This window comes from Neolewinella agarilytica (genome assembly GCF_900110645.1).
GTDB lineage: Bacteria > Bacteroidota > Bacteroidia > Chitinophagales > Saprospiraceae > Neolewinella > Neolewinella agarilytica.
In genome coordinates this window covers 432,540-457,131 of the sequence record NZ_FOFB01000001.1, presented here as the reverse complement: position 1 = coordinate 457,131, position 24,592 = coordinate 432,540, and the positions used below count along the sequence as shown (strand labels likewise).

The window sequence follows — 24,592 nt, the reverse complement described above, 5'->3', positions numbered from 1 at the left end:
AAGACGTGAAAAAAGGTGCTCCGAATATATTCGGAGCACCTCAAAACCACCTATCTAAACTTAGGGGCTATGCGTTTTACAGCCCCTAAACCTGACGGTCGAGGGATAAACTGCGATTTAGAAATAAGGTTGCGAGATTATTCCGGTTTTTTTTGGAGAAGTGTCTTTTGCGCGGCCGCAGGTGCAAAATTTGCCTCACTAAAAGCAGTGGGACGGGCGGGCGAACTACGGCCAATCAGCCGATTAAGCGTGTATTTTCTCAATATGAAGTTTATCACAATTGTTGGGTAGTGCAACTTAGCTTAGCTTTCAGAAGGTTATCTTGGCAAACGTATTAACTACCCCATGATGAATCAAATACCATTAACGGAGATGAAGTGGCGTCGTTATGACGGCCGCAAGATCACTGACCCCATCAGCGAAGCTGTCCGTAAAACCATCCTGCGGGAGCGGGAGCAAGGCCACCGCCTCAAGGTCTGTATTGGTACCGATAGCCAGGTACGGGGCAAAGTGACGGAGTTTGCCACCGTTATCGTTTTCCTCCGGGAAAAGAAGGGGGGCTTCATGTTCATTGCCAACTACAAGACGGAGCAAAAAATGAGCATCCGCGAACGGATGATTCTGGAGGTCGCCCGCTCGGTAGAAATCGCCTACGAACTCTGTAACCTGCTCGATGAGCATAAGGTAGAACTCGAAGTGCACGCTGACATCAATACCGACCCTCACTTTAAGTCCAACACCGCCCTGAAAGAGGCTATGGGGTACATTCTCGGTATGGGCTTCGTCTTCAAAGCCAAGCCCGATGCTTTCGCCTCTTCAGCCTGTGCTGATAAGGTATGCTAAGGGATAAGCAAGAGCAGGGATGAAGCATAAACTTCGTCCCTGCCTCCTTTGCTCTTTTATCTCCCCGGGCTTGCTCCTGTACTTCGGCTTCGCTCAGCAAACACGATCCCTCGTCCTATTCTTCTTCGTTTTTCTTAGATGGTTTTATCAATTGCCACCCCGGTCGTTTGAAGTAGAAGAAAGCCATGATGAAAATCACTATCCAATACAGAATTTCTACTGACCAGGCCAGCGTCATACTGCCCCATGAGCTGTGTACCACCCAGAATATAAGTACCACGTAAACAGTGGCGCAAAGGCCCTGTATCTTGAGCGCCAGACCCGTTTCACCAGCTCCGATGAGCCCGTTGAGGAAGATGCTGCCAAAGCTGAAGGTGGTCAGGATGCCCCATAAAACCCAGAATACCGGATAGGCTGCATTGATGAGGTAGGCTCGTTCATCGCCGAGGATGGGGTAAAGCACCTGATTGGGAAAGAGTAATAATGGCAGGATCATCAGCGTCGTGATTCCCAGACACAGAAAGGCTGTCTTCCAGAGCACAATGGGCACTTTCTCCCGCTGCCCGGAGCCAATGAAATAGCTGGCCATAGTGTTGATGCCCGTACAGAATCCCCAGGCCGGAATGGATAAAATCAAGTAGGCAATACGCACTATGTTGGTCGTTGCCAGCGCACGTTCCCCGAAGTTCTCTACCAAACCGAAGAAGATAAATCCGCTCCCCAGCCCAACTACCGACATACCAACGATAGGGACGGATAAGCCAATGATTTCCCGGATAATAACCGGGTCCCATTTCGGGAAGTGGAAGATGTTATATTTCCGGTTCTTCTTGTCGAAGACCATATAAATAAGGAACACAAACAGGGCGATATATTCCGATACTGTGCTGGCTAATCCTGCTCCGGCAATTCCCATTTCGGGGAAGCCGTAGTGCCCGAAAATGAGCGCATCATCCAGGAAGATATTAGTGATCGCGAGGATGAAGGTGTCAATAATGATGAAGACCGGCCTGGCAATTCCGGTGTAAAAAGCAACACAGGCCACGCCGATATAGCTGGCGAATACGCCCCATTTGCGCGTTTCGAGGTATTCTAGCGATTTATAGAAAATGACGTCGGAGTCCACCAGACTGGCGAAAAGCCAATAAGCCCCGTAGGTCATGAAAAAGAACAGAGCAAGGGCCAGCAGCAGCTCGAAATAAATGGTGCTGTAGAAGGTTCTGCCAACGCTTTCGGTCTTCTCCTGCCCGGATCGCCGGGCCATCAAAATCTGGCCGCCCCGGCTGAAACCAAAACCGATGGCGGCAACAATGATGTAAAAAGTAGCGACGAAGCCAATGGCGGCAAAGTCGTCTTCGCTCTTGTAGTAGAGGAACACACTGTCCGTCATCGCCACAACATTCTGGGCGGCGCTCCCGATGATGATCGGAATGGAGACTTTCCAGATGTCGCGATATGAGGTGCTTAGTTTCACTAATGGGCGAAGTTAGACAGTTAGCCCATTAGACTGTTAGTTCAGCAATAAGTAACTGCTTAATTATCGACCAAAAGATGGTTTACGGCTATTCGCGTCCCAATTCCTCGGCTCGGGCCAGGGCTGCTTTGGCTCCGTTCTTGATGTCCATGTAGACGGAGGTTGCCTTGAAGGAGTTGATCGCTGCCTCCGTTGTTCCCCCTTTACTGGACACACGCCTGATCCATTCCTCACAACTGGCGTCGTTTTTCATTTGCAATTCAACGGCACCCCGAAAGGTTTGCGCCACCAGTAACTCAGCCTGGCTGGCGTTGAAGCCCATCTCCTGCGCTACCTCTATCATTGCCTGCATAAAATAAAGCACGTAAGCAGGGCCGCTGCCCGAGATGGCCGTAGTGGCATCAATGGCGTATTCATTGTCTACGTAAATAGCTTTTCCCGTTGTGTTCAGCAGGTTTTGCACAAGGACAAGCTCGATGCGGGTAACGGCATCACTGGCCGTATAAGAGGTCATGCCGAGCCCGATTTGAGCCGGAAGGTTCGGCATAGCTCTGATGACTTTCTCTACTCCAAGTCCTTTTCTGATCGTGTCAATGGTCACCCCGGCCATAATGGAGAGGTACACTTGTTGAGGATCGGTCGACGGGCGAAGTGTGGCAAATAAGGCGGACGAATCCTGGGGCTTGACGGCCAGAATAATCAGATCTGCGGCATTAAGACAGTGGGCCGGGTCAGTATGCACAACGCCAATATTCTCTCCGCGAAGCTTTTCCGCCTGTTCAGGGCTACGTTCCAGCACCATGAGGTCTTCCGGCTTAACCAAGTGTGCCCGTAGTAAACTTCGGGCGTAGGTCTTACCCATATTCCCGCCGCCAATGATAAGGATTTTCATATTTGCTTAAATTTCAGGGTGCAAACATAGCCCTCGCATTGGGGTAGCACGAAACTCAAAGGTGACGGAATTCCAGTCGTTAACCGAAATGAAAGTGTTATAGTAAGACTTTCGTTAAACTTTTCATCATAGATTGTATTAAGTGCTTTTGTATTTAATTTTGAGAAGAAACCCGTTATGAACTCCATAGAAGAAGCTATTCAACAACCAAAATTTGAAACCTCCAGTCACCGGGCCCAGGTTAACATCATCTACACGGCCGCCTGGTTGAACCATGGAACGATTAAAGCCCTTAAGCCATATGGTCTCAGCTTGCAGCAATTCAACATCATGCGCATCCTACGGGGTCGTGGTGGCCAGCCATCAACCATCAAGTTACTGACCGAACGGATGCTTGATAAAATGAGTAACGCCAGCCGGCTGGTGGATAAGCTGAAAGAGAAGGGCTACGTTGAGCGTAAAGAATGTGCGGAAGATCGCCGCAGGGTGGATATTCTCATTACGGAGGCCGGGCTCGATGTTATTGAGCGAGCCAGTCAGGCTGTGGAAAGGAGCCGTAGTTCCTCCTTTAATACACTGACGGATGAAGAAGCTAATCAATTAAGCCACTTGCTGGATAAGCTCCGCGGCGCATAAACATTAGCGCCAGCAAACCTCTACGTGATGTTGCCCTTTTTCTTCACCAACTACGGTGCGGGCCCAGTAGAGTTTGTCTTCAAATAAAGCAATTTTAGGGAAGCCGGAGGAGCGGGCGGGGGAGGTGGAGACGAGGTCTTCGCGCTCAACTTCGCCGGAAGGAGCTATGGCCCACAGAGTGAGGAAAGCATCGTCGATGTTTTCCCTGGTAGTGAGGGCCGTGGCGTAGGCGGTGCCGTCTTCGGCGAGTTGCAGGTCGACGCGGCCGAGGGGAGCATTGTCATCCAGCAGGGTAGGTGGTTGCCAGGCGTCGAGGGCCGCATCGTAGCGGCTGAAGAGGATTTGGGCGCGGTCCGCAGGTGCCGTGTACCATACAATAGCAATGTTTCCGGCTCCGTTGGCGGCCAGGGCCGGCCCGTTTACCGGGCAGCCACTGATCTCCCAGTTGTCGGCGTGGACGAGCTTGGGCGTAGACCATTCCCTGCCGGTAGGTTTGATGACGTAGCCGATATCGCGGATCTCATGCTCGGAGCGGTCGCGGTAGGCGACCATCACGAGATCGTCCGTCGCCACCGTAGCCGTGTTACAGCAGTCGCAGACGCGGTGGTCGAGCTCTACGCTGACGGAATCGGTGAGGGCTTTGGTCCGGAGGGTCATGGCGCCTCCGCCACCGTGACCATGGTCATCACTTTGCTCTGCAACTTTCTTTGCACCCGCGTCCGCGCCTGCTTGTTTGGTGTAGCGGCCGTCTAGCCAGCTCACCTGTAAACCACCCTCCGGCAATTGCGCCGAAGAGAGGAAGCCGTGCTCGGCGGAAACGGTGTCCTGGTGGAGCTTGCGGGGGATAAACAGTGGCCCATTATCGTCTCTAAACGAGTATTTAATATCATAATCGTAAGTGCCTCCCGCACTATACTCGAGAGCGTGTGAAAAGAAAACATGTCCGTGAAGCCCTTCGTCGACGTACTTAATGGAAGGAAAGTCTGCCCAATTCACAAACCATTCTTTACCGCTTTGGAACACCGTAGTCTGTGTCGAATTCTCCGAAGGTGGAATCGGAAAGGCGAGAAGATTGTGTTGTTCCTGTTCGCTTAGAACATAGGAGAGTTGGATGTTCTCAGGAGTAAGGAACAACCGTGGTAAATGAGTACCCTTTGGCAGTTGAAAACACTCCGCTTCCGCCATTGTAGGCGTGTCCTGACCACAGTTGAAGAATAGAAAGGAGAGTAGGACAGAAAGGGCGTATTTCAAGTGGAAAGGGATAATGTTTGAAGAAAAATAGATTAGGATGAATAGGATTTTGATAGAATTTTTAGGATTAATCCTATACATCCTACGCTAATCCTATTCATCCTAATCTATTGGCATAAAGGGGAAGTTGTAATCTAACTCAGCCCCAAAATCTTCCGGTTCGTCTCCGCATCCGTTCCGGCATCGGCGAAGTCGTCGAAGGCGCGCTCGGTAACGTTAATGATGTGCTCAGAGATGAAGGGGGCTCCTTCGGCGGCACCCTGGTCGCTTGACTTAATGGCACACTCCCATTCCAGCACGGCCCAACCGTCGTAGTTGTACTGACTGAGTTTGGAGAAGATGGCTTTGAAGTCGACCTGCCCGTCGCCGAGGCTGCGGAAGCGGCCGGCCCGGTCCGCCCAGCCCGCATAGCCGGAGTAGACTCCCTGGCGGCCGGTAGGATTAAACTCCGCGTCTTTAACGTGGAAAGCACAGATGCGCTCGTGGTAGATATCAATGAACTCCAGGTAGTCCAGGCACTGTAACACGAAGTGACTCGGGTCGTAGTTGATCTGAGCGCGAGGGTGGCCGTCAACGGCTTCCACGAAGCGCTCAAAGCTGGTGCCGTCAAAGAGGTCTTCCCCTGGGTGAAGTTCGTAGCCAACGTCAACGCCGCACTCATCGAATACATCGAGGATGGGCTTCCAGCGTTTACCGAGCTCGCCGAAGGCTTCTTCTACCAGTCCGGCAGGCCGCTGCGGCCAGGGGTAGAGGTAGGGCCAGAGCAGTGCACCGGGGAAAGAAGGGTGGGCGGTGAGGCCCAGATTCTGGCTCGCCTTAGCGTTCCACTTCATCTGCTGCACGGCCCATTCCTGGGTGGCCTTAGGGTTGCCGGCTACTTCCTTGGGAGCAAAGCCTTCGTACATTTTAGCGTAAGCGGGGTGAACGGCTACGAGTTGTCCCTGCAGGTGGCTGGCCAGCTCCGTGACGGTCAGACCATGCTCGGCAATCTTGCCTTTCCATTCGTCGCAGTAGGTCTTCGATGTTGCTGCTTTCTCCAGGTCGATCAACCGGGCATCCCAACTAGGAACCTGAATGCCTTTATAGCCGAGGCCGGCCATATACTTACAGATATCGTCAAGATTGTTGAAAGGAGGCTCGTCACCCATAAATTGTGCGAGAAAAATGGCGGGGCCCTGAATCGTAGTCATGGGTTGGTCTTTTGTCTGTGGTTATTTTGATTGCGTGATCTGGTCCTGGTAAATCCACTAACGGAAATCTCAGGGAGGCAAGATAACAAAAACTCGTGGTGCTGGTCCGTCTGATTTATGGACTCCGGACCCCCAAATCTGGTTTCTCCCGATGCTACCTTGCGTGCTATCGATTGCAGAAACCATATCTACTAACTTTACGGAAAAAAATATGACAACTACTGATCTGAAACCCGAAGAATACGCTCCGTTTTACGCCGGATACATCGCCCGGGTAGGGGAAATGGAGTTGATGCCCGCCCTGGAACACAGCCGTAAGGAGCTGTTGGCCTACCTGACGGAAGTGCCCGATGATCGCATCAATCATGCCTACGCCCCGGGAAAGTGGACAATCCGGGAGTGCTTGCAGCACATCATTGATACCGAACGCGTCTTTGCCTACCGGGCACTGCGGCTCGGGCGTGGAGATGAAACACCACTTCCCGGCTTCGATCAGGACCAGTTCGCCAGTGTAGTGGATGTCTCCCAACGGGATTTTAAGGAAATGGTCGAAGAATTTCGCCTGCTCCGCCTGACGACGGAGCAATTGTTCAAAGGCTTCACACCGGGGGATTTGATTCGGATGGGCCACGTTAGCGGTGGTAGTGTCTCCGTAAGAGCGGTAGGCTTTATGCTGAGTGGGCATGTGTTGCACCATGCGAAGCTGTATTGGGAGGCCTATGGGTAGTGGGGGCTGCTACGCAGCTTTAGAGTTGAACCACTGAGGTGCACAGAGGTAGACACAGAGGTTCACAGAATGGCTGCTGCACAGCTGACCCACCACAGATTATCACGGATTCACACAGATTAGAGCACAGATTAAATGGACAAACGGTAGGATTAATTCTAAAAATTCTACTCTAATTCCATTAATTCTAATCCATTGACCTTTTCCCCTTACTCCCCCACCACCGGAACCCGCAGCCTCACGCTAATCTCATCCCCCACCAGGCCGCCAAAGAGGAAGGGGCCTTCGATGCCGTAGTCTTCACGAAGTACGGTGGTTGAGCCTTTAAATACGTTGCCTTCGAAGGTGAAAGGTATGCTGACCTGCTTGCTAACCCCCCGGATACTTAGCTGACCGGTGACAGAATATCCTGTCGCAGTCTTTTGAAAATCGCTGGAGACAAAGCTGATTTTTGGGTGCTTTTCAACGTCGAGCCAACTTTCTCCGAGGGCGTGTTTATCTTTTTTCTTATTACCTGTATTGATGGTACTGGCGTCTACCCAGACGTTGAAGCTGGAGGAATTCAAATCATCCGGGGTGAAACGTATGGTACCTTCCAGGCCCTTAAAGTTTCCTTCCGCTTTTTCCGTAGCAAACTGGATGGCGTAATCATCAGCGGGGCGATAATCGGTGGCCCAGGCAACAGATAGCATAAAGAGAAAGGTAAGTAAGACTGCAAGCCGCATAATACCGATGTTTGAGCAGCTTAACGATTTAGCCGGGGCGATGGTTTTGGCCATGGTCGAATCTGCCTCGGGCAGAGAGCGGCTGCGAGTAGCCTCCGGCTAGGAGTTGAGGTATGCACTCATAGCCTTCTACTTTGAAGATATAGTCTCCTCGGTCACCAGAAGTGAAAAACTTTTAAGAACCAATTTTAACGAAGCAGGCGGCTTAGTCACTTCAGGTCGGGAACGAAGCGTTTGAACGTCATAATTACTGAAGTTTTGAAAATCACCTGAAGTGACCGAGCCTACTATGTCTTTAATGAACTTGACTTTTACGCCCATCTCTTCTGTGTGGACTTTGTGTCCTGTGTGTAGCCAGTAGAATTGCGTAGCAATAACATTGGTATGCGCTTCGCGCTGTTTGACGCAAAGGGCACACAGGCACACAGAGCACTAAGAAGAGTTTGTTGGTAATGATTCCATGGCTCAGTTAGCCTAAGACCAGCGGGCGCTCACTGCTACTCTCCGCCATAGGCGGATTTGGGCAAAAAAAACCGGGCCGCCGGAAAATGAATTCCAGCGGCCCGGCCCGTCGTCATAAGACAATGCTTGTTTAGCTCAGCACTTCTTTCACCACGTCAGCGGCTTCCTGAAGGGCAACGGCAGAACGTACGTTCAGACCAGACTCATCGATGAGCTTCTTGGCGATGTCAGCGTTTGTTCCCTGGAGGCGAACGATGATTGGCACTTTAATATCGCCGATATTCTTGTAGGCATCCACAACACCCTGAGCCACACGATCACAGCGAACGATACCGCCGAAGATATTGATCAGGATAGCTTCTACGTTCGGGTCGCGGAGGATGATCCGGAAGGCTTGCTCAACCCGGGCCGCATCTGCCGTACCACCTACGTCGAGGAAGTTAGCGGGTTCTCCACCGGAGAGCTTGATGATATCCATCGTGGCCATGGCCAGTCCGGCACCGTTTACCATACAGCCTACGTTACCATCGAGGTTAACGAAGTTGAGGCCATAGCTCTGTGCTTCTACTTCGGTAGCGTCTTCTTCCGTCACGTCGCGCATAGCGGCGATTTCTTTCTGGCGGTAGAGTGCGTTACCGTCGATGCTGAATTTACAGTCAACGGCGATGATGCTGTCGTCTGGCTTGTGCAAACAGGGGTTGATTTCGATCAGGGCCGAGTCCGCACCCAGGTAAGCCGCGTAAAGCTTGTAGATGAACTTGGTCATGTTCTTAAACGCCAGACCGGAGAGGCCCAGGTTAAAGGCTACTTCACGAGCGTTGAAAGGCTGCATGCCCAACTCCGGATCGATGTAGGTTTTGTGTACCAGGTGAGGGGTTTCTTCCGCTACGGCCTCAATGTCCATACCACCCTGGGTAGAGTGAATGATGACGTTTTGCTTACGACCGCGGTCCATCAGGATAGAGATGTAGTACTCTTTGCAAGCAGCAAAATCCGGTGCGTAAGCATCTTCAGCTACGAGGATTTTGTTAACTTTCTTACCGGGGCCTTCCATGCCACCCGGAGTCTGAGGCGTCTTCAGCTGCATTCCCAGAATATTAGAAATGTGCTCTTTTGCCTCATCCCGGTTTTTGGCCAGCTTTACACCGCCACCTTTACCACGGCCACCGGCGTGAATCTGTGCTTTGATCACGGCAAATTTACTGCCGGTTTCTTCAGCGAGCTGATCGTATTTGGTCATGGCTTCTTCGACGGAGTCGGCAGCGTAGCCATTCTGAATCGGGACACCGTACTTGACGAGGATGCTCTTGCCTTGGTATTCGTGGAGGTTCATATTGAGGTCTTGAATTTGGTGCGAAGATAGGAAAGTTAGCGATTACCGCTACTGTCTGATCTGCTTTTCGAAAATTGATCCCCCTCAGTGACGCAAGTGGTGTGCTGGCCAGCCTTTGTACCTCATGTTTGCTGGTGGTTATTTCGGCTTAGTGCCATGGCTCTGCTTGGTCAAACACTGCACCTGCGCTCCGGCGCCCTGAAGAACAGGAAGAGGAGCCGACGGAGCGCAGGTGGAGGGGAACGTTAAAAAAGCAAGGGAGGCTACCGCAGCCGATAGCGCCCTACCAGCTGCGCCGTAAGCGGACGGAAGGTCGTTATCGCCGGCACTTGCGCAGAAGTATTCTCATTGAAAACGAAACCCTGAGTGGAAGTGAAATAGTCGTTCAATTGTTTTTCAACCAGCACCCCAATGCTGAACGAATGACCGATGTGAACATCGAAACCACCGCCGGCCCGGAAGAGGATCGAAGAAACTTGGTGAGCATCACGCAGATTGATGGACCGGTTGGTTAATTGAAAGCAGCCTTCGGGTAAGACTTCAAATTGTGGGGCCTCTCTTCTCAGGCTAACTAAGATCGGTACGTTAATGGATACCTGCGCCCGCAGCGAAAGATTCCCATTAAACAGCTCCTGGCGGTATCCTACGGGCACCCCCACGTCAATGAGAAAGCCCCGCGGAGGCTCATTGGAAAAGCCTTGGAAACCATTTCCGTCGCAAGCAGAAATCGGATCACCGATAGTACCCGGGTCGGGTGCTTCAATAAAGACAGTATCTACAGGGCCAATTTCGGTCGTTGCCGTTTGTATGGAAATCTCATTGTAGGAAAAGTTAAGCGACTGGATGCCTAATCCGGAATAAATACTCCCTGACCCACCAATCGGAAAGTGCACTTCAACACCGAGCCGACCGCTGACCCTTTCAGCAATTGTCGTCTCGGAAAAGTCAGTGACGGAGGTCAGTTGCCTCAGGAAAAAATCTTCTCCAAATTGGCCGCTAATGGGAAAAAGCGCTTCATAAGTTGAGATTGAGGTTGATTTTGGGGCGTCAAAAGTCCCAATGCCGCCATATATTTCGATGGAAGTAAATTGGGCCAGAAGGCTGGTCGCTAAGAAGGTAAGAGATACCGGGAGAAGCAAGCGTAAAGACATAATATTGGGTTTTAGAGGTAGCACAAAATACAGGAAATTTTACAGCTGATGGCTATTTCCCTTCACCCAGGCCGCCCGCTCCAGAATAGCGGCCTTGTCGTCTCCGTCCTTCTTGTCCCAGGTTTTATACATGAAGGCCATGCGGAAGTTGTTGCTGAATTTTTCCCGGTGGCGATCCAGAAAATCCCAGTAGAGGCTGTTGAAGGGGCAGGCCCTTTCGCCGACTTTTTCTTTCTTGTTGTAATGGCAGCCTTTGCAATAATCGCTCATTTTATCGATGTAGTTCGCGCTACTGCAGTACGGCTTGGTGGCGACCAGACCGCCGTCCGCCCGCTGGCTCATACCCCGGGTGTTGGTGATCTCTACCCACTCGATGGCGTCGATGTAAACACCGAGGTACCAGGCGTCTACCTCGTCCGGGTCTACGCCCAATACAAGGGCGAAGTTACCCGTCACCATCAGCCGCTGGATGTGGTGAGCGTAGGCCTGGTCCAGGCTCTGGTTGATGGCGTGGCTGAGGCAGTTCATCTTCGTTTCGCCGGTCCAGAACCAGTCGGGCAATTTTGCCTGATGGTTCAGGTCATTGCTGGCGGCAAAGGCGGGCATTTTCGCCCAGTACACACCCCGCATATACTCCCGCCAGCCGAGAATCTGCCGGACGAAGCCCTCTACCTGATTGATCGTTATCTCCTCCTGCCGGGACCGCCAGGCAGCGATGGCGGCATCAATGACTTCCTTCGGGGAAATCATCTTTGTGTTCATCGCAAAGCTGAGGTTGGCATGGTAGAGCAGCGGATGCTTAACCGTCATGGCATCCTGATACGTTCCGAATTGGGGCAGGCGATTAGCGCAAAAGTCCGCCAGGGCTTCGAGGCACTCGCCGCGGGTAGTGGGGTAGGCAAAACGGTTGTCCTTCATCCGGCCCATCGTCTCTACGCCATGGCGATCCAGTAAGTCAACGATTGCACCCGCGTCTTTGGGGAAGGTCTTTGCCTCAGGGAAGGTGATGTCTTTGGGCAGCTTACCCCGGTTGTCATGGTCAAAGTTCCATTGCCCGCCTTCGGGCTCGCCAGCGGCGTCCAGCATGATGTCATAGCGCCGGCGCATCATGCGGTAAAAGGTCTCCATCAGGTAAGTCTTCTTCCCCTGAAACAGATCGCGAACGTCCATCCGCTCACTCAGGAAATGCTCGCTGTCAAAGACATTTATTACTCCTCCAAAGTTTTCTGAAAATCTATTTAATTCCTGATCAAGCCTCCACTCATCCGGTAGCTGGTATTCGACGGTGCCGGCCCCGAGCTCGGAGGCAAGTTGCCCGAGATTATCGCTGATGGATTCCAGCTGCAGCTCGCGGGTGTCGTCCAGTGTCCGGTAGACTACGGTGTGTCCGATTTCGCCCAGCCGCTTCGCAAAAGCCCGCATGGCCAGAAAGAAGCCCGTGATCTTCTGAATGTGATGTCGGGTGTAGTTGCTCTCTGACCAGGTCTCGAACAGGCAATAGGTCACCTCCGGATCTACGGATGTAAACCAGCTGTGTTTTTCGTTGAGTTGATCACCGAGGATCAGGCGGAGGGTTGGCATGGGTTGGGGAGATACTTGCTGAATGAGTGAATGAGGGAATGATTGAATGAGGGAATGATTGAATGAGAGAATGTGGAAATTGTTGAAAGAAATTATTTATCCAATCATTCTCCCATTCGCTCATTCTCCCATTCTCCCATTCACTCATTCCCCCATTCACTCTGCCCCTAAGCGGCAAATCTCCACCACCACTTTTGCTGCTGCTTCCATTTCCTCCAGGCTGGCCCACTCGTACTTTGAATGGAAAGCATGCTCCCCGGCGAAGATGTTCGGGCAGGGCAGGCCCATAAAGCTCAGGCGGGAGCCATCGGTGCCGCCCCGGATGCTGTCTGGCTTTGGGGTGATGCCGACGTTGCGGATGGCGGTTTCGGCCAGGGCCATCACGTGGGGGTGCTCATCGAGCACCTCCTTCATGTTGCGGTATTGCTCCGTGATGCTGAGCTTGATTTCTGAGTTAGGGTAGTTGGGCGCAACGGCGATGATGATATCCGCCAGGTCATTCGCCAGGTCGGTAAGTTTGGCGGTGTCGAAATCGCGGAGGATAAAATCAATGCGGGCAGACTCTGCTTTGGCTTCCATTTCCACGGGATGGAGAAAGCCTTCTTTCCCTTCAGTAGTTTCCGGGCTGAGGCGATCTTTGGGCAGGGCGGCGATGATGTCCGCCGCGATCTTGATGCTGTTTTCCATATGGCCTTTGGCCATGCCGGGGTGGGCGCTTACGCCGGTGATGGTGATGCGGGCACCGTCGGCGCTGAAGGTCTCATCCTGCAGGCTGCCGAATTCTTCTCCGTCGATGGTGTAGCCGAAGTCGGCGGCGAGTTTATCCATGTCGACGGCGTTGACGCCGCGGCCGATCTCCTCGTCGGGGGTGAAGAGGATTCGCACGCGTCCGTGTTCGATGCCGGGATTGTTAACCATGGTTTCCACGGCGGTCATGATGGCCGCTACACCGGATTTATTATCCGCTCCGAGCAGGGTAGTGCCCGAGGCCGTAATGATGGTGTGGCCTATGCACTGGTCTAGCCCCGCATGGTCCGCCATACGAATAACGATGGATGGATCGTCGGGTAAGACCAGATCCTGCCCCTGGTAGTTTTTATGGACCAATGGCTTAACGTCCTTCCCGCTGGCATCCGGGCTGGTGTCCATGTGGCTGCAGAAGCAGATGACGGGCGCACCTTCTTTACCCGGAGTAGCGGGCAGAGTAGCGTAGACGTAGCCGTGCTCGTCCAGGTGAGCGTCTTCAAGGCCCAGGTCAAGTAATTCCTGCGCTAAGACTTTCCCCAGGTCCTTTTGCTTCATTGTGCTGGGCTGGGTGGGGGAGTGGGCGTCTGATTGCGTATCGATTTGTACGTAGCGGAGGAAACGGTCAAGGAGCATGGTTGGTCTTTTGGTTTGCTGGTCGATTGGCGCTGCCGTATTTTACAAAAAGTAGGGGCGGCGCGGACGCAGGTGCAAGTTAAGTTGACGGGCGCAAAGTTTCTGCTGCAAAAAACAATCCCCCTGCACCTGCGAGCGCGCCAAAACGTCGAGGCAGGCAGGATTCCCGTCGAATTGGCCTGTTAATGCTTCCTGAACTTCTTATTTTACACCAATGAAGATCCTTCTTTACGTTATTCTTGCGTTGGTTTTGATTGCTGTGGCGCTCCTTGCCTGGTTTTTCCTGATTTACGCCAGGACGCCGGGTATCGACCTGCCCGCTACGGCCTCTGAAAAAGAGAAGCTCGATTATGTGGATAATTACCTCAGCAAATTGCAGGAAGAAGGTAAGTTCAATGGCGCCGTTCTCTTCGCCCGTAACCATGAGCCACTACTGATGAAAACCTACGGCTTTACGGATGCCTGGCGAAAAGAGACACTCACAACGAATTCCTCCTTCAGGCTGGCTTCCGTTTCCAAGCAATTTACGGCGGCCGGAATTTTGCGTGCTCAGGAGCTGGGATTGCTCAATATTGATCGTCACGTAGCGGATTATTTGAAGACTTTCCCATATCCAACGGTCACGATTCGCCACCTGCTGAACCAGACCGGGGGCGTGCCGGATAACTATATGCGTCTGGCTCAGGAAAACGTGGAAAGCCTGAAGGGGCCGCTTAGCATTAATGATGTCGTCCGGCTGGTGGCAGAAGAGGCCGAAACACCCAAACACGCCCCGGGAGAAGTATTTACCTACTCCAACACCAACTATGTCCTCCTGGCGGGTATCATCGAAGCGGTAAGTCAGCAAAGCTTTGAAGCTTTTATGAACAAAGAACTGTTCCAACCACTGGGAATGAAGCAGACCCGGGTTTGGAACCTCCTGTCTCCGGATGAAACCTTCCCCGGAAAAACGGAAGGCTTTAGGTTGATCGGTGGGCAGGCTCGTGCGCTAAAGCCTGACTTTATTGATGGAGTGGCAGGTGATGGCGCTGTTTTTTCGAGCATCAGCGATTTTTTGATCTGGGACCGCTTCTGGTCAGGCAATGACCTGATCGACAACGAACTGCTGCAACTGGCTTTTCAACCGGTAAATCTGCCCGGGCAAAAGATATCCTATTACGGCTTTGGCTGGCTGATCGACAAAAAAGGCTTTCACTGGCACAACGGCTCCTGGCTGGGAGCCGGGACTTACGTCGGCCGAAACGCCGAAAAAGGAACCCTGCTCGTATTGCTGGATAATTCCGAAAACGTTCGAATGGACGATATTGCCCGGGAGGTGGGGAAGGTATGGCGAGGCTTGGATTGACGGACCGGGCTGCGGGCCTATCGGAATCGCTGCGCAGCAGCCTTTACTTCTTCAAGCTAGCCACAAACATCTCCAGCATCATTTTGAAGCGAGGATCATCGAGGTTGCGCGAGATTTCGTCTACCTGAGCGGGAATATCCCGGTTAACCCGTTCCAATAACTTCCGGCGCTGATAGCGCTTAGTAGTGGCGTAGACGGGGGCGTAGACATTCATGAGCTTGCGGCAATACCTGGTGGCGCGTTCGAGGACTTCGTCTTCGGCGACGGCTTCGTTGGCCAGGCCGGCGGCTACCGCCGCCTCTGCGTGGTACATGGTCGCCTGTTGCACGTCTACCCAGCCAGCATGCTCGCCCCGATGATAAGTGATCAAATCAGCGTAGAGCTCGGGTATCTGCAAGGACATATTGAACTCATTCATCCCCATCGTGTGCTTGGGACCAATGGCCATGACCCGGTAATCCGCCGTCAGGGCCAGCACCGTTCCTCCGGCCGGGGCAAAGCCCGTTATTGCCGCAACGTAGGGTTTGCTCAGGCGGACCATCGCCGCGATGGCGCCGAGGTTGGCGTGCCAGAATTTGCGCAGGGTCTCATCGGTAAAGGTGGCCATGTGCTTGATGTCCAGTCCGGCACAAAAGCAGCCAGGTCTGCCCGCCAGCACCACGCCAGATACGTCCTGGTCTTCTTCCAGTGCGGTGAAGGCCGCCAACAGGTCTTCCGAAAGCCGGGTGTCGATGGCGTTTACCTTGCCGTTATTGATGGTTACGGTGGCCAGGCTTTCCTCAAGAGCGATGGTCAGACTGTCGTATTGTTGCATGACTTGTAATCTTTAGGCCGGCAAATTAGCGAATTTTCGCTGAATGAGTCAGGCATCCCCTCGTCAGGAGTGGAGATCCGGCCGCCTCTATGCCAAAGAGCTGATCTTAAAAGCTGCGCTCTGGATGTAGCATTGATCACAGGTGAGGTGCCACATCCAGAGGCAATCCTGGTAGTCCGTCAGTAGATGGAAGAGCAAACCGACGCCGACAATTCGGGTCTTAGACGACAGGAGCAGAGCTGCGTAAACGGGCATTACATAATAGGAATGCAAGGGGTGAAAACCGATGCTGCAGCGATCAGGATCAAAGAGTGGATCGGCCAGCAGGTGATCGAGATCAATCAGCATGGTAGCCAGCATAATGCCCCAGGCTTTGAGCCAGTTATCGGGGAAGAAAAGCCAGGCGATTAGTCCCGGAGCGAGGAAGTGGAGGGAGTAATGCGTGATGGTTTGGAGAAGATCCATAATGGTTTGGGCGCGGACGCGGGTGCAAGGTAAAGGTTGAAGGAGCAAAGTGGACTCCTCAGAGGCGTAGTCGCACCAAAGTCGTCCGACCAATCCTTTTAGTCTGAAGACTACTACTCTTTGCACCCGCGCACGCCAAAAAGCTACGGATTTCTTACCCGCGTCGTTTCCTGAATCCAGCAGCCAACTCTGAAGGTATCTCCTTCATTGATGCCCCGCTGGAAACAGTCGGACTTAGAAGGCATGTATTGGCTGTATTGATTGATGTATTTGTTGGCCTTGCTCGCCAGGTCTGGTTGGATCCGCTTGGCCTGCTGCCACTTGTCAATGGCCGGCCAGGTAACGATCTGAGAATCAAAGCCCGTACCCGGCCCGCAAAGCGGCCCGCTGGAAGCATAGAGTGTCCCGATCAGCATATAGGGTTCTCCGTTGTTGGGGTCCGCTGTGGCGGCCTTGCGCGCGTAGGCGCGCGCCTGGCTAAAGTTGCGTTTATGGCTGTAGTATACCTTGGCGGCGTAGAGCAGGTTACGGCTCTTTTTCGCGGCGTCATCCGTTTCGTCAGCGGCGGCTTCAAACTTCTCGATGGCGCAGTCGTAGTCTCCACTTTCCAGACAGTTAAACGCCTCTTTGAGCGTGGATGGGCCTGCGTCTACCACTACCCGGCAGTTGTTGTCGTAGGCTGCTTTGATTTCGTCAAACTCAGCGGTCCCTTCGGCACACTTGCCGTAGCGCAGGCGGCTGTAAGCGGTACGAATGGCGTCGCAGTCCGTAGGGTCTTCTTTGAAGTCTGCGTAATACTGGTCAATGTAGTACTGGCAGTCATAGTAGCCCTCGACGGTTTCAAAATAGCGCATGGCGTCCGGTGCGTAGTTCTCGATCGTCTTCCAGGCTTCGCACTCCGAAGCGACACACTCCTTGAGGCCCTTGGCTAAGCGGGTGTTCAATGCGGAGGTAATCATTTTGGCTTCCGCTTCGTCGATTTTATCCTCCCGGTGCATTTTTACAACGAGGCTGGACATGGGGTTGATAACGAAATACTGCAGCTTTTCGGGGCCGTCAATTTCTATGCTTTCCTTAAACAGGGCATAGACTTCCTCGTCAGTAGCCGTGCCGGGGTAGGTGTAGTAACTGTCGAAGCCCTGAATGGCGGCCATGTAGCCATTGCCGGGGTAACAGCGGCGGGCTTCCTCGTAGAGTTCGATGATCTTAGCGCCGTATTCCTGTTGTTTAGAGGGGTCTTGCTGAATAAAGTTGTTATAAAACGCTACACCATCGGTATAGACAGTTGGCCGGCGGCCATCAGCCGCCGGGCTGTTAGCGTATACCTTTTGCCAGGTCTCAAAGGCCTTGTCCATTTCTTTAGCCTTCAACATCTGCCGATAGATGACATATTGCGTTTCTGCCTCGTCCGGGTTGCTGGTGTCGGAGAATTTTTGGCAGGGGCTTAGGTTGTCATCTACGGGTTTTACCGGTTTGGGGGTCGTAGTTTGGCTGGCGGAAGAATCACTGCTGGCGGGGCCGGCAGCCTTAGGAGTACAGGCCAGGACGGCAAAAAATGGAAGTAGAAAAAGGAGTTGGCGAAATTTCATAGAGTAGGGAAAATTGGTTATTAGTAGTATAAAGATGCTAAAGCGATGTAATGTTAAGGGAGAACGGTGAAGGAAAATGGATTATTTTTGCCCCCTCAATAGCCCCTTACATGAAAAAGCACAATTTTTTCGCCGGTCCGGCCATTCTTCCCGCTCCCGTTTTGGAACAAGCCGCTGCTGCTGTGTCCGACTTTGAAGGGATGGGTTTATCCATCCTGGAAATCAGTCACCGTTCTCCGCAGTTCGTTGCGGTACTGAACGAAGCAGAAGCGCTCGTACGTGAGCTACTTGGTGTTTCGGACGATTTCGCGGTCCTCTTCCTTACCGGAGGTGCCAGCAGCCAGTTTTTCGTTTCGGCGATGAACCTGCTGAACGAAGACCAGACCGCCGGGTACATTGACACCGGTGCCTGGTCCGCTAAGGCCATCAAGGAAGCTAAAAACTTCGGCGGAGTCAATGTTCTTGCCAGCAGCAAGGACGGAAACTACAACTACATTCCGGAGAACATCGAGATTCCTTCCGGACTGCAGTATGTTCACCTGACGGCCAATAATACCATTTTCGGAACACAGTTTGCGGAATTCCCCGAAACAGATGCTCCGTTGGTGGCGGACATGTCCAGTGAAATCTTCAGCCGTCGTTTGCCGATGGAGAAGTTTGGCCTCATCTACGCAGGTGCTCAGAAGAACATGGGCCCGGCCGGAGTTACCCTGGCCATCGTTCGTAAAGACTTATTGGGCAAAGTGAAGCGGACGCTTCCTACGATGCTCGATTACCGGACCCACATCGCGAAACAATCCAGCTTCAATACACCACCTGTATTCCCGATTTACGTGAGTATGCTCACGATGCGTTGGGTTAAAGCTCAAGGCGGTGTGGAGGCAATGGAAAAGCATAATGCGGACAAAGCACAACTGCTCTACGATGAGATTGATCGTAACCCTAAATTCCGGGGTACGGTGGCTAACAAAGCCAGCCGGAGCCTGATGAACGTGACCTTTGAACCCGTTGATGAAGCTGACGCACAGCCCTTCCTGGACGCCTGCGAGGCGGCCGGTTGTGTAGGGGTGAAGGGCCACCGCTCAGTGGGTGGATTCCGGGCCAGTATCTATAATAGTATGCCAAAATCCAGCGTTCAGGCGTTGGTAGATGTGATGAAATCCTTTTAGGGCACCTCATTTCGTCGAGAAAAAAGCCCCGTTTGTCGACAAACGGGGCTTTTTCAATTAAAGAAGCGTTAAGAGCCCTTATATTGTAGGCAACAGAAAATACCCGCGATGTCTTTGAAGAAAACCCGGCTAACCTCTTTTGTATTTGTGGCAGTACTTGCTCTCAGTGGAGCCAGTTTTGGTTTCTTACTTGGGCGGAGCCATCAATTGAGTTCTGATTCGACGGCAACGGAACAATTACAAAATATGAGTCATCAGGTAAAAACCAGTGGAGCACTCATCAGCCGTGGTGCTGATGCTGTTCGTCGCCTGCTGGTAAAATAGTTACGCTAGAAAAGCACCAATAATAAACATAGACCCAGTATTCACAGGCCCGTTCGGAGAAATTCCGAACGGGCCTTGATTTTGGCGTAAAGAGAGTGATTACCTTTGCGGTTCAAACAAACACCAATGTCTCAATACCTGGCACTTTTGTGCGACCTGGACGGAACCCTTGCCGATACGGAGCCACAGCATTGTGCTGCTTGGCTGGAAATGCTGCAGCAAGACTATCAGTTAAGTTATGACGTCCACTGGTTTGAGCAGTGGATAGGGACGAGCGACCGGGTTGTTGCTGATTGGTTGATCCAAAAGCATGAGCTCTCCGTTTCAGTCGATACCCTCATCGGGCAAAAGCAGCAACGATTTCATGCTATGGTTCGTAAGGCTGGGAAGAGCTTCCCGGGAGTTTTGGAAGAGCTGGCGAAACTTAGCGAACAATTCCCACTGGCAATTGCCACCAATAGTGGGCGGGGGGATACGGATGTTGTCGTGCCGGCTCTTGGCTTGGATCGCTTTACGGATGTTGTCGTGACGGCTACAGATGTGCCCAACCTCAAACCCGCACCTGATATCTACCTGCTGGCGGCCGAACGGCTGGGCGTCCATGCGGGGGGCTGTGTAGCCATTGAAGACAGTGCCCCGGGTGGCTTGTCCGCTAAAGCCGCCGGATGCTACCTCATCGGCCTCAACGATAAGGTGGAGATGGCTGATGAAATAATCCGGGACAACGCAGCAGCGCTGGCGCGTGCGCTCCAGATTTTAGGGACGGTGTATATGTAGAGAACGTCTTTGCTCCCAAAGCTTCCCCCTGCACCTGCGGTCCCCCGCCCAAAAAAGCTGTCCGTCTGTTGTTTTGCTTCCGCGTAAACGTCTACCGCCTGATCGCCGAGATGTCGAGCGTAGGTCCTTCTCCCCAGGGTAACATGGCGTTGATGAGCCGGATACACTGAAAGGAATCGAGATCTTTTTCCCGGATGACGGAAGGGCGGATAATACCCTTTTCCAGCAGTTCTTCCCGGCGGGTGCCCCGCAGGAGCGGCCAGGAGGGGGTATACCAGTGCTTCCCATCGAATAGGGCGACGTTGGCGTAGCTGGCGTCCGTAAGGTGCCCCCGTTGCGTCATCAGGATATCATCACAGTCCCCTTTTTTTTCCAGACAACGGCGGATGCCGGTGCGGTCGGCATATTTCTTGCCGTAAATAACTTTATCTGCGTTGACCAGCCGGATGCTTTGCACGGGCTTGATCAGGTAAGGAACCAGTTCCTGGCGTTTTACTACGTCGCTATATTCAATCCGTAGTTTGAACAATCCTTTGCTGGGAAGCTCAAGCTCACCCAGGATTTTCTCCAGTTTAATGGGGGAGGATTTGGCGAACAGGACACGTCGAACCCGGTCCATCCTACGCTGATGGTAGGGAAGCAGCGGGGCCTTCCCATCAACAACTCGGATAGATTCCAACAGTAGTTTAGAATCGGTTTTCTTTACTTTCAATTTGTCTGGGTATCCTTCAGCTGATTTGATAGTTACACCAGGCTCAGCAGGGTTAATGTAAAGTAAATGTAACACCGGAAAGCGGAATTCTCACTTTTGCCTTTAATTCCTTGTATTCTTCCTCCCAATCAGAGCGCGCCGTAATCCCTCCGCCAGAGCGAAAAAGGTAATCTCCTGAATCCGTTTTTTCGATGAAACGGATGAGAACGCAGGTGTCCACGGTTTCTCCGTCAAAGTACCCGCCTATGCCACAATAATAGCCTCTTTTTTGTCCTTCTGCCCGACGAATAATGTCTAATGTGGCGGGCTTAGGGGCACCGCTGACGGAGCCTGCTGGCAGGAGTTTGGTCAGAATATCGCCCAGTCCGGATTTCCAGTCTTCCGGTAGCTGCCCGCCGATTTTACTACTCGTTTGCACCAGTCCCCGCCGACTGGTTGCGATCTTATGGAAATAGCGGTAATCCGTAACCCGTACCTTCCTGGCTACCTGGCTGAGATCGTTACGAATCAGGTCAACGATGGTGGCGTGTTCCGCAATTTCTTTTTGGCTGTTAAGCAGGGCATTCCGGGCGGCGGGGGTGTCCAGTGCTGTACCTTTCATTGGCCGGCTTTCGATGTAGCCTTCTTTATCAATGGTGATGAAGGTCTCCGGGCTAAAGCAAACGAAGTGGCCTTCCCAAAGAATGCGATACTTCGCATCACTCTGCCAGTAGATTTCTTCCAGGGCAGTGGTTAGCTGCACGGGCACCGGAAAGGTGAGGTTGGTCAGAAAGCTGTCTCCCCGTCGGAGACCTGCCTGCACGACAGAAAAAGCCCGCTCGAACGTTTTGGCGTCAATGTGGTCGGCCAGTAACTTGGGCGCGCGCAGCCCGATGGGTGGAGTACCCGTCTCCGGATGTCGGGGAAAAGAAAAACGGGGCATATCCCACTCCCGTTCGGCCAACTCCCATACGCGAGGAAACTCTTGCTCAAAATCCATCAGGAAAAAGCAAGGACAAGACCGGCGGCCAAGATCGTTGAGCCGTTGGGCCCAGGAGGTGATTGCTGACATTTCTTCACAGGGAACGCCTCGCCCAAACTTAGGTTGAACTTGCCCCACGTTGAGCGCTAAATTTCAGAAACGCCCTTAGCTCCCTTAGCCGCTCTGAATGAATCCGGGGCCGGACTTTTGGCTGGAGATTTAGCGCTTTATGCTAATTATGCACCTGAATAAAGAGAGTGCTGAGTGCCAAAGCCTTAAGTTTACTCCCGATCGATCAATCTTTTGTCAATGAGCTGCCAACAATACCTTTTCCTGTTTCCCCTGTTTTTTCTCTTTTCCTGTTCCGGCGATGCTGACCAGGCCGCAGAGACAGAACCCAAGCCAGAGGCTGTAGCCGTCAGGAAAGCCATGGAGTTCACCGCCCACCGGGTGGTCGATGATGCCAAATGGTGGTGGGCACTTACCATCGGTGACGTAACCAATGACGGTCTTCAGGATATCATTTACATCAATAACAACGCGAATGGCGGCCATCTCGGTTTCCGGGCCGGAAGCAAGGAAGGGGGGCTTTGGCAGGAGACCATCGTAGCCACTGCGCCGCCTGCCGGCGGCACTTTCGCCGCCGGAGATCTGGAAGCCGGAGACATGGATGGAGACGGCGACATTGACATTCTGGCCGTAAAACACACTGGTGAATGGGACAATGCAGGAGAGGCCGCCGAAATATTCTACTACGAAAACCCCGGTTGGGAGGCTCACGCCATCGGCGAAGCCAAAGATGCCGTGAAGGACATGAGTATCGGTGATTTTGACGGTGACGGACTGGCCGATCTGGCCGTTCTGACCTTTGATGAATCCAACCTCCGCATCCATCAGCAGCAAAAGGATGGCAGCTTCGTCATGGTACAGGACATCACGCAGAAAGGCTTACACGAGGGTATGGATGTTGGCGATCTCGACGGCGACGGTGATGCAGATATTGTAGCCAATGGCTTCATTTTTGATAATCCGGGCGGAGACCTGACCGCGCCCTGGACGATGACGAGCATTGACGATAAATGGCACAATCAGGAAGGAGACTGGAGTGCTAACGGCACTAAGGAGTTCATCGCTGACCTGAACGAAGACGGTACGCCGGAAATCTTCATTTCGCACAGTGAGCGAGCTGGTTATCCCCTGAGTTATTACTCCCGAAATGAAGATGGAACGTATACGGAGCACGTCATCCTGAAGGAATTGCCGGCCGCGCATACCCTGCAGGTTTTTGACATGGATCTGGACGGAGACCTGGACGTGGTTACGGGCATAAACTTTGCCCGGGCGGTTAACCTGGAGCCCAAAGTAGAGCACTATGAAGTGATGGTTCTACTCAATGAAGGCAATAATAAGTGGACAAGCAAAGTGATCGATAACGAGGGAATTTACAACGGCCGGGTGGCGGATTTTGAGGGAGACGGAGACTATGACATCTTCCGCTATCCCAACCATGAGGCGAAAGAGCTATTCTTCATTGAAAACCAGACGAAGTAATGCGTATCCGATCAGTAGCCGGCTTGTTAGCCGCGGCCGCAGGTGCAATGTTTATCCTGATGAGCTGTGGAGGTCCGACCAGGGATAAATCTGCCAGGAAAATGTCTTCAACTGAAAACTCCCCCCTTAGCACCACCGAATGGACCTACATTGAAGTGGACTCCGCTAAAGCCATGTGGGGCGATTACGATGAGCCGGAGTGGCTCCGCTATTTTGGTCTCGCTGCCGCCGATCTGGACGGAGACGGATTTATGGAAATCATCAGCGGACGAAACGTCTATTTTAACCCGAAGGGAGACATGAGCCAGAGTTGGGGTAAGCTCGATCTGGGCCAGAATGTGGACGCTAACCTGGTCATTCAGTTGGAAGATACCCCATTCCCCTCTGTACTGGCAGAAAGCCTGCCCGATGTTATTCGCTTCGCCTTTGACCCTTCAGCTGGCTACAAAAGTGAGGTTGTGGCCCAGGTGCCCCCCACCGGGCACCATAACGGTCAGGGCTATAAAACGGCTGATCTGCTGCCGGACCACGGCGGAGAGGAAGTTATCTACGCCAGCCAGGGTGGGCTCTACCTTATTGACCCCGCTGGCGGTCAACCCTGGCCCGTTACTCTGGTCGGCAAAGACGCCAGCGATGAAGGCTTTGGCGTGGCGGATATGGACCGTGACGGAGACCTCGACCTCATCTCCGGCTACCGTGCCCCCGGAGCGGATGCTGAAGTTCCAACCGTAGTTGTCTGGTTTGAAAACCCGGGTGCACTTACCGAAGACTGGGCCCGACATCCCGTTGGTCATTCCGTATACGCTACGGACCGGGTGGAAGCCGCCGATCTTAATGGAGATGGCCGGCCAGACGTAGTCGTCGCCGAAGAACGCTATCCCGGCCTGGAGCCCGATGCGTCCCTTTGGGTCTTTATGCAGTCAGACACTGGTTTTGTCCGTCAAAAAATCGTCACCCAATACTCTATGAATAATCTCGATGTCGCAGACATAGATAAGGATGGCGATCAGGATCTGCTCACCGCTGAGCACAAAGGCCCTGATCTGGCCCTTCAGCTATGGCTCAACGATGGAGAGGGGCATTTCACGAAACAGGAAATTGATCGTGGCAAAGAATCTCACCTCGGCACCCAGGCCTATGATCTGGACGGAGACGGAGACCTTGACATCGTCAGCATCGGTTGGGACGAGCACCGCTTCGTCCACATTTGGCGGAATGACGCCTTATAGCACAGAAGACT

At 52.8% G+C, this 24,592-nt stretch carries 23 protein-coding genes; 9 read left to right on the top strand and 14 right to left on the bottom strand.

Features of this window, described 5'->3' with window-relative positions:
- Positions 1–372 precede the first annotated feature (372 nt).
- Positions 373–843: a ribonuclease H-like YkuK family protein gene (locus tag BM123_RS01725; protein ID WP_090165072.1), complete on the top strand. Its 471-nt coding sequence runs from the start codon at positions 373–375 to the stop codon at positions 841–843.
- Between the two features lie 115 nt (positions 844–958).
- Here BM123_RS01725 and BM123_RS01720 read toward each other — a convergent pair whose 3' ends face one another.
- Positions 959–2,317, bottom strand: a complete 1,359-nt coding sequence (locus tag BM123_RS01720) for an MATE family efflux transporter (RefSeq protein WP_090165071.1) — start codon at positions 2,315–2,317, stop codon at positions 959–961.
- Between the two features lie 88 nt (positions 2,318–2,405).
- Positions 2,406–3,209 (bottom strand): pyrroline-5-carboxylate reductase, encoded by an 804-nt coding sequence (gene proC / locus BM123_RS01715; protein ID WP_090165070.1) that lies wholly within the window; start codon positions 3,207–3,209, stop codon positions 2,406–2,408.
- Between the two features lie 177 nt (positions 3,210–3,386).
- On the opposite strand from proC, the gene BM123_RS01710 reads away from it, so the two are divergent.
- Positions 3,387–3,845 carry a MarR family winged helix-turn-helix transcriptional regulator gene (locus BM123_RS01710; protein WP_090165069.1) on the top strand — a complete coding sequence of 153 codons (459 nt, stop codon included), beginning with the start codon at positions 3,387–3,389 and terminating at the stop codon, positions 3,843–3,845.
- A gap of 3 nt (positions 3,846–3,848) precedes the next feature.
- Here BM123_RS01710 and BM123_RS01705 read toward each other — a convergent pair whose 3' ends face one another.
- Complete coding sequence (locus BM123_RS01705; protein ID WP_139211718.1) at positions 3,849–5,096, bottom strand: hypothetical protein; 1,248 nt, start codon at positions 5,094–5,096, stop codon at positions 3,849–3,851.
- 134 nt (positions 5,097–5,230) lie between these two features.
- Entirely contained in the window at positions 5,231–6,286 is a 1,056-nt protein-coding gene (locus BM123_RS01700) for a sugar phosphate isomerase/epimerase family protein (protein ID WP_090165067.1), read from the bottom strand.
- 211 nt (positions 6,287–6,497) lie between these two features.
- Here BM123_RS01700 and BM123_RS01695 point away from each other — a divergent pair, with 211 nt between their 5' ends.
- Positions 6,498–7,013 (top strand): DinB family protein, encoded by a 516-nt coding sequence (locus BM123_RS01695; RefSeq protein ID WP_217642077.1) that lies wholly within the window; start codon positions 6,498–6,500, stop codon positions 7,011–7,013.
- Between the two features lie 209 nt (positions 7,014–7,222).
- Here the strand turns inward: BM123_RS01695 and BM123_RS01690 are convergent, their stop codons facing one another.
- The 5 genes from BM123_RS01690 to pepT all read right to left on the bottom strand — a co-directional run bounded on the left by BM123_RS01690 (position 7,223) and on the right by pepT (position 13,645).
- Positions 7,223–7,738 (bottom strand): YceI family protein, encoded by a 516-nt coding sequence (locus BM123_RS01690; protein ID WP_175489219.1) that lies wholly within the window; start codon positions 7,736–7,738, stop codon positions 7,223–7,225.
- A 592-nt stretch (positions 7,739–8,330) separates the two neighbouring features.
- Positions 8,331–9,533, bottom strand: a complete 1,203-nt coding sequence (sucC, locus tag BM123_RS01685) for an ADP-forming succinate--CoA ligase subunit beta (RefSeq protein ID WP_090165065.1) — start codon at positions 9,531–9,533, stop codon at positions 8,331–8,333.
- Between the two features lie 263 nt (positions 9,534–9,796).
- Positions 9,797–10,684 (bottom strand): hypothetical protein, encoded by an 888-nt coding sequence (locus tag BM123_RS01680; RefSeq protein ID WP_090165064.1) that lies wholly within the window; start codon positions 10,682–10,684, stop codon positions 9,797–9,799.
- A gap of 39 nt (positions 10,685–10,723) precedes the next feature.
- Positions 10,724–12,265 carry a cryptochrome/photolyase family protein gene (locus BM123_RS01675; RefSeq protein WP_090165063.1) on the bottom strand — a complete coding sequence of 514 codons (1,542 nt, stop codon included), beginning with the start codon at positions 12,263–12,265 and terminating at the stop codon, positions 10,724–10,726.
- 156 nt (positions 12,266–12,421) lie between these two features.
- A complete protein-coding gene (pepT, locus tag BM123_RS01670) occupies positions 12,422–13,645 on the bottom strand; it encodes a peptidase T (RefSeq protein WP_090165062.1) in 1,224 nt (407 codons plus the stop codon).
- Between the two features lie 214 nt (positions 13,646–13,859).
- Between pepT and BM123_RS01665 the strand changes: the two genes are divergently transcribed.
- Positions 13,860–14,990 carry a serine hydrolase domain-containing protein gene (locus BM123_RS01665; protein ID WP_090165061.1) on the top strand — a complete coding sequence of 377 codons (1,131 nt, stop codon included), beginning with the start codon at positions 13,860–13,862 and terminating at the stop codon, positions 14,988–14,990.
- 43 nt (positions 14,991–15,033) lie between these two features.
- On the opposite strand, the gene BM123_RS01660 is transcribed toward BM123_RS01665, so the two are convergent.
- The 3 genes from BM123_RS01660 to BM123_RS01650 all read right to left on the bottom strand — a co-directional run bounded on the left by BM123_RS01660 (position 15,034) and on the right by BM123_RS01650 (position 17,858).
- Positions 15,034–15,804 (bottom strand): enoyl-CoA hydratase/isomerase family protein, encoded by a 771-nt coding sequence (locus BM123_RS01660; RefSeq protein WP_090165060.1) that lies wholly within the window; start codon positions 15,802–15,804, stop codon positions 15,034–15,036.
- 87 nt (positions 15,805–15,891) lie between these two features.
- Entirely contained in the window at positions 15,892–16,269 is a 378-nt protein-coding gene (locus BM123_RS01655) for a DUF6122 family protein (protein WP_090165059.1), read from the bottom strand.
- A 143-nt stretch (positions 16,270–16,412) separates the two neighbouring features.
- Positions 16,413–17,858: a tetratricopeptide repeat protein gene (locus tag BM123_RS01650; protein ID WP_090165058.1), complete on the bottom strand. Its 1,446-nt coding sequence runs from the start codon at positions 17,856–17,858 to the stop codon at positions 16,413–16,415.
- A 110-nt stretch (positions 17,859–17,968) separates the two neighbouring features.
- Here BM123_RS01650 and serC point away from each other — a divergent pair, with 110 nt between their 5' ends.
- From serC to BM123_RS01635, 3 genes are all read left to right on the top strand, one after another.
- Complete coding sequence (gene serC, locus BM123_RS01645) at positions 17,969–19,027, top strand: 3-phosphoserine/phosphohydroxythreonine transaminase (protein WP_090165196.1); 1,059 nt, start codon at positions 17,969–17,971, stop codon at positions 19,025–19,027.
- 108 nt (positions 19,028–19,135) lie between these two features.
- A complete protein-coding gene (locus BM123_RS01640) occupies positions 19,136–19,351 on the top strand; it encodes a hypothetical protein (RefSeq protein WP_090165057.1) in 216 nt (71 codons plus the stop codon).
- A gap of 126 nt (positions 19,352–19,477) precedes the next feature.
- The gene (locus tag BM123_RS01635; RefSeq protein WP_090165056.1) at positions 19,478–20,128 is read left to right on the top strand and encodes an HAD family hydrolase; all 651 of its coding nucleotides are present in this window, start codon (positions 19,478–19,480) and stop codon (positions 20,126–20,128) included.
- A 91-nt stretch (positions 20,129–20,219) separates the two neighbouring features.
- Here BM123_RS01635 and BM123_RS01630 read toward each other — a convergent pair whose 3' ends face one another.
- On the bottom strand, positions 20,220–20,840 hold the full coding sequence (locus BM123_RS01630) for an aminotransferase class IV (RefSeq protein WP_090165055.1): 621 nt from the start codon (positions 20,838–20,840) through the stop codon (positions 20,220–20,222).
- 52 nt (positions 20,841–20,892) lie between these two features.
- The gene (locus BM123_RS01625; protein ID WP_090165054.1) at positions 20,893–21,891 is read right to left on the bottom strand and encodes an aminodeoxychorismate synthase component I; all 999 of its coding nucleotides are present in this window, start codon (positions 21,889–21,891) and stop codon (positions 20,893–20,895) included.
- Positions 21,892–22,110: 219 nt separating this feature from the next.
- On the opposite strand from BM123_RS01625, the gene BM123_RS01620 reads away from it, so the two are divergent.
- Positions 22,111–23,352 carry an FG-GAP repeat domain-containing protein gene (locus BM123_RS01620; protein WP_090165053.1) on the top strand — a complete coding sequence of 414 codons (1,242 nt, stop codon included), beginning with the start codon at positions 22,111–22,113 and terminating at the stop codon, positions 23,350–23,352.
- Complete coding sequence (locus BM123_RS01615; RefSeq protein ID WP_090165052.1) at positions 23,352–24,581, top strand: FG-GAP repeat domain-containing protein; 1,230 nt, start codon at positions 23,352–23,354, stop codon at positions 24,579–24,581. The genes BM123_RS01620 and BM123_RS01615 overlap by 1 nt, the downstream gene beginning before the upstream one ends.
- The last annotated feature ends 11 nt before the right edge of the window (positions 24,582–24,592 follow it).